Annotated in this window: 13 protein-coding genes; 3 read left to right on the top strand and 10 right to left on the bottom strand. The window is 38.8% G+C overall.

Annotated elements, in window-relative coordinates; all coding sequences use genetic code 11:
• Positions 1 to 56: 56 nt before the first annotated feature.
• The 10 genes from ACN20O_RS08065 to rpmH form a co-directional block, all read right to left on the bottom strand.
• Positions 57 to 407 (bottom strand): bactofilin family protein, encoded by a 351-nt coding sequence (locus ACN20O_RS08065; protein ID WP_102245420.1) that lies wholly within the window; start codon positions 405 to 407, stop codon positions 57 to 59.
• A 68-nt stretch (positions 408 to 475) separates the two neighbouring features.
• A complete protein-coding gene (locus ACN20O_RS08070) occupies positions 476 to 1,414 on the bottom strand; it encodes a ParB/RepB/Spo0J family partition protein (protein WP_491638861.1) in 939 nt (312 codons plus the stop codon).
• Between the two features lie 11 nt (positions 1,415 to 1,425).
• Complete coding sequence (locus ACN20O_RS08075) at positions 1,426 to 2,316, bottom strand: ParA family protein (protein ID WP_491638863.1); 891 nt, start codon at positions 2,314 to 2,316, stop codon at positions 1,426 to 1,428.
• Between the two features lie 52 nt (positions 2,317 to 2,368).
• On the bottom strand, positions 2,369 to 3,007 hold the full coding sequence (locus tag ACN20O_RS08080) for a 16S rRNA (guanine(527)-N(7))-methyltransferase RsmG (protein WP_491638865.1): 639 nt from the start codon (positions 3,005 to 3,007) through the stop codon (positions 2,369 to 2,371).
• An 8-nt stretch (positions 3,008 to 3,015) separates the two neighbouring features.
• A complete protein-coding gene (mnmG, locus tag ACN20O_RS08085) occupies positions 3,016 to 4,869 on the bottom strand; it encodes a tRNA uridine-5-carboxymethylaminomethyl(34) synthesis enzyme MnmG (protein ID WP_491638867.1) in 1,854 nt (617 codons plus the stop codon).
• 106 nt (positions 4,870 to 4,975) lie between these two features.
• On the bottom strand, positions 4,976 to 6,574 hold the full coding sequence (locus tag ACN20O_RS08090; RefSeq protein ID WP_491638869.1) for a tRNA modification GTPase: 1,599 nt from the start codon (positions 6,572 to 6,574) through the stop codon (positions 4,976 to 4,978).
• A gap of 23 nt (positions 6,575 to 6,597) precedes the next feature.
• On the bottom strand, positions 6,598 to 8,082 hold the full coding sequence (yidC, locus tag ACN20O_RS08095) for a membrane protein insertase YidC (RefSeq protein ID WP_491638871.1): 1,485 nt from the start codon (positions 8,080 to 8,082) through the stop codon (positions 6,598 to 6,600).
• Positions 8,083 to 8,112: 30 nt separating this feature from the next.
• Positions 8,113 to 8,328: a membrane protein insertion efficiency factor YidD gene (yidD, locus tag ACN20O_RS08100; RefSeq protein WP_491638873.1), complete on the bottom strand. Its 216-nt coding sequence runs from the start codon at positions 8,326 to 8,328 to the stop codon at positions 8,113 to 8,115.
• Positions 8,328 to 8,705, bottom strand: coding sequence for a ribonuclease P protein component (gene rnpA / locus ACN20O_RS08105; RefSeq protein WP_491638875.1), 378 nt, complete (start codon positions 8,703 to 8,705; stop codon positions 8,328 to 8,330). The genes yidD and rnpA overlap by 1 nt, the downstream gene beginning before the upstream one ends.
• A 6-nt stretch (positions 8,706 to 8,711) precedes the next feature.
• Complete coding sequence (gene rpmH, locus ACN20O_RS08110; protein WP_102245429.1) at positions 8,712 to 8,864, bottom strand: 50S ribosomal protein L34; 153 nt, start codon at positions 8,862 to 8,864, stop codon at positions 8,712 to 8,714.
• A 191-nt stretch (positions 8,865 to 9,055) separates the two neighbouring features.
• Between rpmH and dnaA the strand changes: the two genes are divergently transcribed.
• The 3 genes from dnaA (at position 9,056) to recF (ending at position 13,545) form a co-directional block, all read left to right on the top strand.
• Positions 9,056 to 10,630, top strand: a complete 1,575-nt coding sequence (gene dnaA / locus ACN20O_RS08115) for a chromosomal replication initiator protein DnaA (protein ID WP_491638877.1) — start codon at positions 9,056 to 9,058, stop codon at positions 10,628 to 10,630.
• A 696-nt stretch (positions 10,631 to 11,326) separates the two neighbouring features.
• Positions 11,327 to 12,442 carry a DNA polymerase III subunit beta gene (dnaN, locus tag ACN20O_RS08120; RefSeq protein ID WP_102241809.1) on the top strand — a complete coding sequence of 372 codons (1,116 nt, stop codon included), beginning with the start codon at positions 11,327 to 11,329 and terminating at the stop codon, positions 12,440 to 12,442.
• Positions 12,443 to 12,447: 5 nt separating this feature from the next.
• Positions 12,448 to 13,545, top strand: a complete 1,098-nt coding sequence (gene recF / locus ACN20O_RS08125) for a DNA replication/repair protein RecF (protein WP_491638880.1) — start codon at positions 12,448 to 12,450, stop codon at positions 13,543 to 13,545.
• Positions 13,546 to 13,547: the final 2 nt, after the last annotated feature.

Genomic DNA, 13,547 nt, shown 5'->3' on the forward strand with positions numbered 1-13,547 from the left:
TGTTTTAGCGGGTTTTCGTCAAGGTAATTTAAAGGTTATACGCTTTTATCAACACTCTATGTTTGGGTGTTTTTCTTGTCGCGCATTTTGGTTGTACCGTGGAAAATAACGCCCTCTTCCACAATAAGACTTGGTGTAGTGATAATGCCTTCAAATCGCGCAGGCTTAAGAATTTCCACGCGTGAGCTGGCCTTGATGTTCCCTTTTACGGAGCCGGCTATAATAATTATGTTTGCGTTAATGTCGGCATTGATCACAGCGCCTTCAGAAATGACAACCGTGTCATTTGAAAAAACCGATCCGTTGACGATCCCTGCAATCCTGGCCGTTCCATTGAAAGAGAGGTTTCCTTCAAATTTACAACCTTCTTCGATAATTGCTGAAACTTCTCCGCGGCGTCTTTCCATAAAGCTTTCCTTAGCTCAAATAAAAAGTGGTCCCATAGGACCACTTCACTCGTTCATGTATTTTAATTCTACTTTGAAAGTAGGAACTCATAAATATCGTTAAATTCTGCCTCATTCGAGAATTTAAGCGAAATAGTCCCCGATCCATTTTTTCCGCTAGAAAGTGAGTAATGGAATCCCGTTTTTTGCTCAAGAGTCTTTCTAAATTGATCAAGTTTTTCATCGAAAAATGGATTCTTTCTAGACTCTTTCTCTTTAAGTGGTTTTTTAGCCTTTAGGGCCTGTTCTAATTCACGGACTGACCATGACTTAGCTACAGCTTCGTTGGCGAGTCTAATGGCGTCCTCGCGCTCTTTAACAGAGGCTAGAATTTTAGCGTGACCAAACGATAAAACTTCTTTTTGAAGAAGATCAATAACTGGTCTTGGAAGATTTAATACGCGAAGGAAGTTTGCGACAGTCGATCTTTCTTTACCCAACTTTTTTGCTACGTCTTCCTGAGTGAGTTTGTACTCGTTCATCAGTTGATAGTACGCCAGGGCTTCTTCAACGCAGTTAAGGTCAGAGCGCTGAACGTTTTCGATGATCGACATGATCATCTTCTCACGATCAGTTGCTCTCTTCACTACAACTGGAACTTGCTCTAATCCAATTTTTTTCGAAGCGCGAAGTCTTCTTTCTCCGGCCACAAGTTCATATTCACCGTTCTCTAATTCAGCAACGATTAACGGCTGAATGATTCCGTTTTCTTTAATTGATTCTGCAAGCTCTTCAAGATCTTTTTCTTTGAAGATTTTTCTCGGTTGATTCGGATTAGTTTTAATTGCTCCGATATCTACTAGAAGTGGAGTGTTCTCTACTCTGATTTCGATTTCTTTTTCCACCGGCACAGCAGGAGCATTTTCATTTCCAAAATGTGCGTTGTAAGCGTTGTTCACCACTGGTGCAGGAGCTGCGTCCTGAAGAAGTGATGCGATCCCTTTACCTAATGCAATTTTTTTTGCCATTGTCTTATTCCTTATTGTTCAAAAGCTGGTGGTTCATCGAAGTTGATTTTTTCAAGGTCCGGAATCGAACTCATGATTAAATCTTCTGCTGGTTTTTCAGAGCCAACTTCTTTTGCTGGAGCCGAAGTTCCCTTTGTGCGCTCCTTAAGAATAATTTCCTTGGCCAATGCTAGGTAGGCTTCACTGCCTTTTGATTCAATATCGTATAGAATAACTGGTTTTCCGAATGACGGACACTCAGCAAGTTTTACGTTTCTTGGAATGATTGTTTTGAAAACTGTATCACCGAAGTGAGTTTTAATTTCTGTTGCTACTTGCTTATGTAGACCTGATCTTGAGTCAAACATAGTAAGAAGAATTCCATCTAATTCCAGGTTTGGATTTAGAGATGTTCTAATTAATCGAACAGTATTTAATAACTGTGCCAGACCTTCCATTGCTAAATATTCAGTTTGCATTGGAACGATATAAGAGTGTGCAGCGTTTAGCGCGTTCACTGTTAAAAGTCCTAGAGAAGGAGGACAGTCGATAATGATATAGTCGTAGTCTTTATCTACTGATTTGAAAGCTTGTTTTAGTTTAGATTCGCGAGCAAATAAACTCACTAATTCAATTTCTGCTCCTGAAAGGTTGTTATCAGAAGGACAGATATCAAAATATGGAAGTTCACTGTGGTAAATTGCTTCTTTAATATCAATTTGTCCGATTAGAGCGTGGTAAATATTTTTTCCAGCAAATGTTTCTTTTGCGAGCCCTATACTTAGACTTCCGTTTCCTTGAGGATCGAGGTCAATTAGTAGAGTTCTTTTCTCAGCTACTGCTAGACACGCCGCAAGATTAACTGATGAAGTTGTTTTACCTACTCCACCTTTTTGGTTCATCATCGCAATAATTTTAGCCATTTATGGGTCCCCTTTTTGACTATTTAGACGATATTTATAACTTTTTTTTCACTTAAAGTAACGATGAAAGTTTAATAATTTTTTCTTTCGTCATTGTTCCACGTAGAACTTTTCTATTCTTAAATCCTAACAGGATGCGTCCTTCAGTTCCTGGTACGTCGTATGATTTTTCTTCGATCATCTCCCAGTCTTTTTCCAGAAGTTCTTCGACATCTTCTAGTTCATAAAAGTTTGGTCCTTTATAGAAAAAAACGTAGACGGTTTTATTTGTACGAATCATTGGTAAATAATCCGCCACTTTTCCCACGGCCTTAAATGTGATCATCGTGTCGACATCGAAGTCTACTGTTTCCAGGCGCTGATGCTTTAGCTTTGCATTTTTTAAACCAAGCGTGTCTGCAATTTTTTGGACGACCTGAGCTTTTTTTGCACGGGCATCAAATCCCAAAAATTTTTTATCTGGATTCTTGAAGGCCAGAGGTAGGATGGGAAACCCTCCCCCAAAACCAACGTCCACTAGTATCTTTGTTTTTTCCAGGCAGTTTTTGAAAACCTTGCTCTCTGTTTCTGGAAGGACTGAGTCTATGATTTGTTTTTGGTAAAACTCTTCTGGTGAATCGATTCTTGTTAAATTGATCCCGGCAAACTCGCCAGTCAAAAGATCGAGGTATTTTTTAGCGAATTCTTTCATGTTTTTCCTTAAACCAGGTTTCCGGCCACGTATGCTAGGGTAGCGGGTCTGATTCCTTCAATTCTTTGCAATTGACCGAAAGTTTCAGGCCTGATTTGCTTGATTCTGAGTTTGCACTCAAAAGAGATATTCTTTGATTCTGCCAGGACTTCCCAGCTGATCTTCTTCTTGCTCATGCGATTAATCTTTTCACTTTCAATGACGGCCCTATCAATATAGCCCTCATACTTGGCAGCGATTGCCACTGTTCGAACAACATCCGGGTGAAAACTTGCACCCATCCTCAGTGTTTCATTCATCAGGACTTCAACCGGATTTAGATTAGGGCGACGAAGAAGTTCTTTGAAACTAATGTTGCTTTCAAGGGATCCGTACCCTACTTCGGCGAAATATTCTTTTGTTTCTGCCGTTGTTGCATAAAACATCGTAGTTTCGATTAAGTTTTCTAGGATTGTGACCTCATCGAGGATGCTTTCCTGGAAATAATCCAGCTTTGCGCTTAATCCAAGCGTCTTTCTGTATTTATTCATTCTTTGAATTGTATTATCTTCTCTCACGTAAAGACGGTTTTCTGATCTCGCAGTAAAGAGCCTATAAGGCTCATCTCTTTTATTTGTGACTAAATCTTCGATCATAACTCCAATATAAGAGTCATTTCTGTCTAAAATGAGTGATTCTTTTCCTAAAAATGCCAAAGAAGCATTGATTCCAGCAACAATTCCCTGCCCTGCTGCCTCTTCATATCCAGAAGTCCCACAAACTTGTCCCGCAAAATATAATCCGGGAATAGATTTATACTCCATTGAGCGAGAAAGTTCAGACGTATCGACAACATCGTACTCAACGGCGTAGCCGTGAACGAGGATTTTTGCTTCTTCTAGGCCAGAAATAGTTCTAATAAAGCTTTCCTGAACATCTTTTGGTAGCGAAGTTGAAACTCCATTTGGATAAATCGTCTCTAGATTTAATCCTTCTGGTTCAACAAAGACATGGTGAACGTCTTTTTCTGTGTATCTGAAGGCTTTATCTTCAATAGAAGGACAATATCTAGGTCCAATTCCTTTGATCTGCCCATTAAAAATGGGAGATCTTTCTTTGTTTGCACGAATTATGCTTAAAGTTTCTGAATTTGTCCTCGTTAGATACATTGAAATCTGCTGAGAGTTTCTAGAAAACGGCTCACTCATAGAGTGAAAGTTTCTTGTGCCGCAGTCACTCTCTTGAGGCTCGAGCTTAGAATAATTGATCGTCTTTCTGTCGATTCTCGGAGGAGTTCCAGTTTTAAATCTATTTGGAAGAGTTTTAATTTCAGAAAATAAATCATTCAGACCTACTGACTGTTTACACTCTACTCTTCCACCAAGGGTTTGCTCTTCTCCCGTGTGGAGTTTTCCATTTAGAAAAGTCCCTGTAGTGACAATCACCTTTAAAGCGCTAAAGGTATGTCCCTCTTCCGTTTCAATGATAAATCTATCTGTATTTTTTACGGCCTTCACCATCTGGCGAATGATCGTTAAATTTTCCTGAGTCGAAAGAAGTTCTTCGGCATATTTCGTATAGAGTTCTTTGTCTACCTGGACTCTTGTTGATTGAACGGCAAACCCTTTTGACTCGTTCAGTGTTCTATACTGAATGCCGGCCTTGTCAGCGACAATTCCCATCATTCCACCAAGGGCATCGATCTCTCGAACCACTTGACCCTTCCCCACTCCGCCGACGGCCGGATTGCAAGGAGTCGAAGCAAGACTTGCTCCGGGACCAGAAATCAGTCCGACTTTTAATCCGAACTGTGATGAAATCCATGCGGCTTCACTTCCAGCGTGACCACCACCAATGATTAATATATCGAAAGAATTATTCATAATTTTTTGTTCCACGTAGAACAATGGCCAGAAAAAATGCAAAGCATTTTTACCAGTTAGTTAAAAAGTTCTGGCCATCACTATTACTTTAACGCAAGGTTTTTGGCTACTTCCCAATACAAAAATTCGCAAAGATTGAATTAAGTACATCGTCCGGAGAAACAATTCCAATAAGCTCTGTAAGCGAATGTCCTAGAATATTGACCTCTGAAGAAAGAATCGCAACATCATCTAAACCATTGATATTATTTGAAAAATCTACAGATTTACTATAAATTTTATTGATTACTGTACGATGCCTCTCAAGTAATATCGGGTTATTAGCCGTCATCTTTTCAAATTTTTGCTGAATATGGGCCTTTAAAAATGGTTCTATAGGACCACTCGAATTTTCTGTCGATCCACTAAAAAGTGGTCCTATAGGACCGCTTGTTTTTGAACTTGGTCCTATAGGACCGTTATTTTTTGAAAGTGGTTCTATAGGACCATTGTTTTTCGAAAGTGGTTCTATAGGACCAATATTTTTTGAAACTGGTTCTATAGGACCAAAATTTGTCAAAAGTGGTCCCATAGGACCAGGAATAGTAAGTGGTTCTATAGAACCAAAATCTCTATTTTCGAATGTTGCTTTTGCTACAAAATTTGTCTTAATGAGAGAGAAATCTATCTCCTCTACTCTTCTAGAAAAATCGCTTTTATCAGAGTGAGAAACCACTAAAAAATCAAAATCAATATCCGTAAATTTCTTCAAATATTCTGGATTAGTTTCATAAGGATTTACGATCAAAATCTTGTAAAAAGCACGGGCCAAAATGCCCATGGCCCTATCAATTCCGATGTTCTCAATGACGTCACTTGATTCACGAATTCCGGCCGTATCGACCAGTTTAAAATTGGTCCCATCAATATGAATCACTTCCGAGACATAATCGCGAGTGGTCCCAGCGATATTTGAGACGATTGAACGGTCGTGTTTTAGAAGAATATTAAAAAGTGAACTTTTCCCAGCATTGGTCTGCCCTACCAGGACAATTTCCGGAGCAAGAAGTGAAGAAACATTCCCTTCTGTTCGGGTTTTTAGTGCCGAGATGAGTTTAAAAAATTTATTGAATGAATCCTGGAACAATTTTTGAGTTTCTTCTGCCCCTACATCCTCAGAAAAATCGATCGAAATCTCAACGGCCGCTTTTAATTTTAAAAAGGCGTCATAAAGGGCCAGGTACTGGGCGTGCAAATCCCCCTGCAGAATATCTAAACCTTGCGTAAGCATCAGGCTTGAATTCGCATTCAGAAGCATATCCAAACCTTCTACTTGAGAAAGGCTAAGTTTTTTATTTTTTAAAGCGCGGTAAGTGAATTCTCCCGGATGTGCCGCACGGAAATTTCCATCTTTAATGAAGAGATCAAGAATTCTTTGAATATTGAGCTGGTTTCCGTGAACCGATAACTCCAGAACATTTTCCCCAGTGTAACTCCCCCCTTCTGGAAAAAAAACCATCAGACCATTGTCGTAGACTTTGCCATCGGACTCGATATTCGTCAGGTGAGACATGCGCGGTTTAACTTTTACGAGGGAAAATGAGAAAAATTTTTGGAGATCGAGAAGATTTTTGAAACCAGTAAGTCTGATAACTGCGATTGCAGTATTGGAACTAGTTCCAGTACTGCAAGCAATTATAGGTTGATCATCAGTAAAAAAATTCATAAGGCTTCATATACTATGAAAACCTAATCGGCCATCTTGTAAACGATCATCTGCTGGAAAATACCTACAGTTGTCGATACGAAAATGTATAAAACTAGACCAGCAGGAAGCCCTTTCATAATAAAAGCGAAGATTACAGGCATGAAAAGCATAATCTTAGCTTGTGTAGGGTCCATAGTCGTTGTTGGCGTCATCTTTTGTTGTGCGAACATTGCTCCGGCCATTAAAAGCGGAAGCACGTAGAATGGGTCATGTAAGCTTAGGTCGTGAATCCATCCGTAGAATGGAGCGCCTACAAGCTCTACAGCACTATAAAGAACGCGGTAAATAGCGAAGAAAAACGGCATTTGAAGAAGTAATGGAAGACACCCTGATAGTGGGTTAGCTCCGGCCTTCTTAAACAGGTCCATTGTCTCTTTTTGCATCTTTTGCGGTTCATCTTTGTACTTTTCTTTGATCTTTGCCAGTTCAGGCTGGATCGTTTGCATCTTTTTCATCGACTTAAACGATTTGTACTGAAGAGGGAAAGTGATCAGACGAATAAGGATCGTTACAAGAATGATCGCTAGACCGTAGTTCGGGATAAATTTATAGATGAATTGAAGTGCTCTTAACATTGGAACTGCAAGGATAGCGAAAAATCCGAAATCTACTGCTAATTTTAGGTTATCCCCTAGAGCGATTAGCTCATCGTAGTTTTTCTTAGTGAAAACCAAGTCTCCCGAGAATTCCTTAGAAGCATTTGGGATCTCAACTAACATTTGTCCTTGTTCAGTTGTCTTATAACGGGCCGGAGTTTCTTTTGGGAAAACAAAAGCAAAAAGGTGGAAGTTATAATCAGTTCCCATCCAGTTTACGTTTCCATCGTTTTCTTTATCTTTTGAAACTTCGATTGTTTTTACATCTTTAGTTAAAACAGAGAAGTGACGGATTTGTCCGCTGTCAGATTTCATTGGGCGAGCATCGAAAATCAGGCGGTATTTGAATTCTTTCGGCGAAGAAAGTTTTACATGTACACGTCCATTTTCTTTGATGAAAGCTTCGAAAGTTACACCAAAATTTTGGTTTGTTCCTACGATTTTATTAGGACCTTGTTGCTCCATTTGGAAAAGAAGATCTGTTGCTCCGTAGTCTGTTACCACTTGAAGCTTTAGAGGAGCTGGAGAATCAGTAAGTGATTTGAAATCAAAAACCGAGTTAGGGTTTTTCATATCAGTTACTGTTAAATCACTCGTAAGTGTGAACTCATATTGGTCGCGCTTAAGAGTGAATGGTTGAATTGTAATTGGTGCAGCTGGTGTTGTCGCCGCTGCAGCTGTTCCAGCTGATAGAGTCGCCGGATTTTCAGTCTTCGGTTGCTCTTTTAAATCAGTTGTTGTGGCCACTGGTTGAGTCGTTACTGCTGTGGGAGCTGGTGTTTTTTGAGCGAAATAATACTGCCATCCAAATAGGACGATCCCCGAAAGAAGGACAGCGATAAACGCACGTTTTTGGTCTTGGTTGAACATGAAATTAACTCCAAAATAATGATAGACGTATTACTTCTCTGGAACGGGATCATGCCCGCCATCACAGAAGGGATGACATCTACTAATTCGACGTACTGAATACCATACTGCACGCTCTATTGGAAACTTCTCGAAACATTCTTTTGAATATTCCGAACAGCTTGGATAGAAGCGACATTTAGGGCCAAGTAGTGGTGAGATAAAATAGCGGTAAAAACGAATCAAACTAATAACAATAAACTTCATTAATTGCTCCTTAGTTTTTCATCTTCTAAAAAGCTAAAAAATTCGCGCAAATTCTTATGCAAAATCTCCTCTTTTATCTCTGTTGATTCAGGAAGAAGATTTCTCGACCAGGAAACGACAAATAAAATGTCGTAACCTAAAAATTTATAAGGAGACACACGATAAAATTCGCGAATCAAACGCTTCAAGCGATTGCGGTCGTGGGATTTGCCGATTTTTTTGGGAACAGAAAGCCCTATTCTTGATAAATTGAAAGAATTCTTTTTGTAGTAAACGATAAGTGAGGCTTTTTTGTAGGAAGAAGAGCCGACTTTTAATTCTTCGAAATCACTGGCCGATAGCAGTCGAAATTTTTTTTCGAACTTATTATCGGCCACAAGATATTACTTAGTGCTTGAAGATACCGTTAGGCGAGCTCTACCTTTTGCTCTACGAGCATTTAGTACGCTTCTTCCACCTGGGCTTGCCATTCTTTTAAGAAACCCGTGTACTCTTAATCTTTTTAACTTCTTTGGTTGCCAAGTTCTTTTGCTCATACAGCTATCCTTCTTCTATGCTTGATAAATAAATGGAGAGATAGGAATATATGTTCTTTATCAAAAGGTCAATAATAAACAACGCGCGTTACGTGTAAGAAAATGTAAAATTATGTTTTATTGCTGACAACTTTGGGGCCATGCTACAAAATCGACTCGCATTTCACACACACGGTATTTCGGAGTTTATAATGGCGCAGGACTTCCCGTCTCATCTTATTAAACATTTTTTTTCGATAGGCAATGAGACCAAGGCAAATGACCATTTTTTCGGACAATTCTCACCTGAATTGGGCCCGGAAAACGGCCAGTCTTCTGAACATCAAGAAGAGCTAAACGCTATTAATCAGGAGGTTTTAAGCCACCTGAAGACTATTGTTCCAGAACTAAAATTCAAAACGTACTTTGAGAACTCACTTGAGCTTCAAGAAATCGACAGCACAAGTGCGACCTTCAGCGTGCGTACGGCCTTCATTAAGAAGTCGGCCGACCTATATAAAGAAGAAATCGCCAAAGCTCTTTATAATGTCCTGGGAACGGCATACGAAATCGTTATCACATCTAAAGACCAAGCAGCGGACATCGCTCCTGCCTTTGGCCTTTCAGGCGTTCAAATTAAAGACGACACTAGACCAAAGTCGATGGCGACAACTAAGTTCACACTGGACTTAACCCCTACTCGCGATGATTTAAAATCGCGCGTGGACGCTGAGTATATTGAGCACATGAACCCGAACAAAACGGGAATCAGAGTTGACCGCTCAAAGACCTTCGACAACTTTATTGTCGGACCTACAAACAATATCGCACAGGCAGCAGCAAAAGCTGTGGCCCTGACACCAGGTAAGGAAGGAAAATACCCTTCGTTATATATCCACAGTAATTCAGGCCTGGGGAAAACCCACCTGCTTCACGCTGTAGCTAACGAGATCGCAGAAAAGCACCCGTCATACACAATCTGTCTGATCACTGCCCGCGATTTCATGGATGAGATGATTCAGTTGATGAAAACGAACCGTATTAATGAGTTCGTAAGAAAATACACTGAGAGAATCGATGTCCTGATGATCGACGATATCCATGAGTTAAAAAACAAAGAAGGTACTCAAGACCAGTTCTTCCATGTGTTCAATGAAATGCATAACAAAGGAAAGCAGCTGATCTTCACTTCTGATAAGAGACCAAAAGAAATTGATGGTATTTCTGAGCGTATCAAAACACGTCTTCAATGGGGACTTGTCGTTGATATCCAGCCACCTGATTTAGAAACGAGAATTGCGATTCTTCGTCGCAAAATGGAAGCGCTCGACCTATATATCAACGAAGACGTCTTAACGTTAATTGCTTCGAGAATTAAGACCAACATCAGAGAGCTGGAAGGTTCACTGGTAAGGCTTAAAGCTGTCAGCGAGCTAATGAACGTTGAAATCGAAGTTGACCTGGTTAAAGAACAATTAATGCTTCCTAATAGTGAAAACGAAAAAGAAGTGACGATTGAATCTGTAGCAAAAGCTACGGCCCAATACTTCCGCGTTCCACTGGCAGACTTAAAATCTAAAGGAAGAAGCCAGGACATCACAAAGGCCCGTCACGTGGCCATGTACCTTGCTAGAAAAGTGGTAAATGCAAAACAACAAGAGATCGGAGCGTTCTTTGGAGGCCGCGATCACTCGTCTGTTATCCATGCTGTTAATACTATCTCTGATAAAGTTAAGACTGATTCTTCTCTTTCAAAAGACATCAACGCTATCGAATCTAATCTCTAAAATTTAAGTCAAAAATGATCTCAATATAAATCGCAGCTATTCACAATGAATGTGGATAGCTGTGAATAACTTTGTCGTCTTTTAAGAGAGTTTTCCACAATTTGTTAACACCTTATCCACGGCCTTTTCCACATAACGGCCGAGATTTTATGCATGGCCAAACAAAAATTTTCGTTTTACGGCCTTGTGTTAACAACGTTATTTCGCATAGGCCTTTATCCACAAAAAGTTTTCAACAATGTGAATAACTATGTGGAAAAGATTTTTTAAATCAGGGATAAAAGGCCCTATTTAGGCAATCTAAGAAGTAATGTTGAAACTCAGTTGAAAAGATGTGAATAAGAATGTGAATTATAGGCCCCGCAACAAGAATATCCGTCGGGACATTTAAAAAAGTGAAAAGTTATCCCAAATAATCAAGATACCCACATTTATTAATTATATGAAATCAAAAGACTTTCGTATCTTTTCCACTTATCCACAGTGTAATAATAAAAGTATTAATAATAATAAATAATATAAAGCCATGGGAGTCTGAAGAGAGTTCATTTGAACTTCATCAAACCACTCATTAAATTCATTTAGATTGATTACATTTAGGATGATTAATTTATGGGATATTGTGGCTCAATGAAGCTTGATACTATGACTCCTAATTGCTAAAAACTTAGGATATAAAATTTTGGAAATAGCCTTATGTTAATTAAAATTTCAGTTCATGAATTAAAAGAGACTCTTACTAAAATCCTTTCAGTAGTAGATAAAAAAAATACTCGTTTAATACTAAATTTCATTCAAATCCAAGCTAGCGGTAATAAGATCGAAATGACTGCTACGGATTTAGAAGTATCAGCAAAAGTTACAGCTAACTGTATTGTGGAAAAACCAGGTACATTTTGTGTAAATGCTAAGAATATATTTGATATCGTAAAAGAACTTCCAGAGAAGGAATTAACAATTGAACTTCCAGAAGGATCAAATAACTTAAAGCTTACATGTGGATCTATTAACTTCACACTTCTGATCTATACAAGCGAAGAATTCCCTCACCTTCAATTTGGTACAAATGCTAATGAGTTTAAGCTGAACACTTTCCAGATCCTGGAAATGATCAACAAAACATCTCACGCTATTTCAAATGATGAAACGAGACTATTTCTAAGTGGTATCTATCTTCAAGAGATCGATGGCAAACTTAGAGCTGTTGCAACTGATGGATTCAGACTTGCTCTAGTGGAAACAGAACTTTCTAACAATAAAATTGAAGCACTTATTAACGGAATTATTATTCCTAAGAAAGGTGTAGCTGAGCTTAAGAAAATTGCTGAAGCTTATCCAGATCACCAGATTGGAATTTCTGTTGATGAATCATTCATTTATTTGAACGCTAATAATACTTATTTGCTAGCGATCAGACTGATTGCTAAAGAATATTTAAAATACCAAGCGATCATTCCTAAGAAGACAAACAACCACGCTGATATCGATAAGAACTCTTTCTTAAATGCTGTAAGACGTATCAAGATTATGGCCAACGAAAGATCAAACGGTGTGAAGCTAATCATGAAAGAAGGTGAAATGACAGTTGCTGCCAACCACCCTTCTCTAGGTGATGCTTTTGAAAAGTTCCCAATTAACTATTCTGGAAAAGAATTTGAAATTGGATTCAATGCTAAGTTCTTAATGGATATTCTTTCAATCTTTGGCGATGAAGATATCAGAATGGAATTTAACAACGAACTTTCTCCAGCTGTTATCAGATCGACAAAAAACCAAAACTATCTGTGTATCGTAATGCCGCTTAAATTATAGGTCTTATGAGCACGTATAAAATTTCTAAATTACAAGTTACTAACTTTAGAAATTTAAATCCCGACATCATCACGTTCTCATCAGGGATCAATTGCATCCTTGGTGAGAATGGAAATGGTAAAACAAATATCTTAGAAGCTATCAACGTTCTGGCGACAAAAAAATCTTTCCGTAAAAATACGAGTTTTCCACAATTTTTGAGTATTGATGGTGGAAAACCTGAGATTATATTTTCTTCTGTTGTGGAAAACGATGAGCGCGAAGTGATGAGTTACACTTCTAAAATGACCAATGAGAATGTTCTTTGGTTTTTAGATGGAGCTCCAGTAAAAAAACGCCTGGATATCAAAGTTGTTTTTATCAATCCATTTGATTCATATGGTTTTCACAATAGTGCCAGTGATCGCCGTGAGTGGATTGATTACTTTTTAAGCCAACTTGATGACCAATATAAAAAGCAATTGGCCCGTTATACAATTGCCCTTAGATTTAGAAATACCCTACTTTCTAAAAAACCAAGCCGTTTTAAGGAGCAAATTTTAGCTTCAGATCCCGAGCTTGCCCAACTATCGCATTTTCTCACAAACAAGCGCGTAGAGTTCCTGGAGGCCTTAGAACCGCTCATTGGCGAGACCTTTCAGACCCTGTTTTCTGAGCGCCATAGTTTAAAAATAAATTTAGATTCGCGCATTATTGGAATGTCAGTAGAAAACATTCAAAAATTATTCGCCAACAACTTGGAATCTGATTGCGAAAGAGGACACACTTCTTACGGTCCACATAAAGATGACTATGTGCTTCTTTTTGACGGTTTAAATTCGTTTGATTTTTGTTCTCTAGGTCAGCAAAAGATGAGTTATTTAAGCCTCTTATTTGCCTATATAGAGCTTTTTCGGTATAAATATATGTCCTATCCAATAGTGCTAATTGACGACGTTTCTGGCGAGCTTGATCAGCATCGATGGCGAAGGCTAGTTGAGTATTTAGAAAAACGAGAATTTCAAGTTTTGATAACTACTGCCAACGAAAAATTTAAGGAAGAATTAGACCGAATTAGCGGCGCCAACAACATCCACATCAGGAACGGTTCCATAATTCACTAAGA

The sequence above is a fragment of the Bacteriovorax sp. As-1 genome, assembly GCF_058446905.1.

Excerpts from the sequence above, each read along its gene's own strand:
- ACN20O_RS08065 (WP_102245420.1), bottom strand. The coding sequence starts at position 407 with ATGGAAAGACGCCGCGGAGAAGTTTCAGCAATTATCGAAGAAGGTTGT.
- ACN20O_RS08070 (WP_491638861.1), bottom strand. The coding sequence starts at position 1,414 with ATGGCAAAAAAAATTGCATTAGGTAAAGGGATCGCATCACTTCTTCAG.
- ACN20O_RS08075 (WP_491638863.1), bottom strand. The coding sequence starts at position 2,316 with ATGGCTAAAATTATTGCGATGATGAACCAAAAAGGTGGAGTAGGTAAA.
- ACN20O_RS08080 (WP_491638865.1), bottom strand. The coding sequence starts at position 3,007 with ATGAAAGAATTCGCTAAAAAATACCTCGATCTTTTGACTGGCGAGTTT.
- mnmG (WP_491638867.1), bottom strand. The coding sequence starts at position 4,869 with ATGAATAATTCTTTCGATATATTAATCATTGGTGGTGGTCACGCTGGA.
- ACN20O_RS08090 (WP_491638869.1), bottom strand. The coding sequence starts at position 6,574 with ATGAATTTTTTTACTGATGATCAACCTATAATTGCTTGCAGTACTGGA.
- yidC (WP_491638871.1), bottom strand. The coding sequence starts at position 8,082 with ATGTTCAACCAAGACCAAAAACGTGCGTTTATCGCTGTCCTTCTTTCG.
- yidD (WP_491638873.1), bottom strand. The coding sequence starts at position 8,328 with ATGAAGTTTATTGTTATTAGTTTGATTCGTTTTTACCGCTATTTTATC.
- rpmH (WP_102245429.1), bottom strand. The coding sequence starts at position 8,864 with ATGAGCAAAAGAACTTGGCAACCAAAGAAGTTAAAAAGATTAAGAGTA.
- dnaA (WP_491638877.1), top strand. The coding sequence starts at position 9,056 with ATGGCGCAGGACTTCCCGTCTCATCTTATTAAACATTTTTTTTCGATA.
- dnaN (WP_102241809.1), top strand. The coding sequence starts at position 11,327 with ATGTTAATTAAAATTTCAGTTCATGAATTAAAAGAGACTCTTACTAAA.
- recF (WP_491638880.1), top strand. The coding sequence starts at position 12,448 with ATGAGCACGTATAAAATTTCTAAATTACAAGTTACTAACTTTAGAAAT.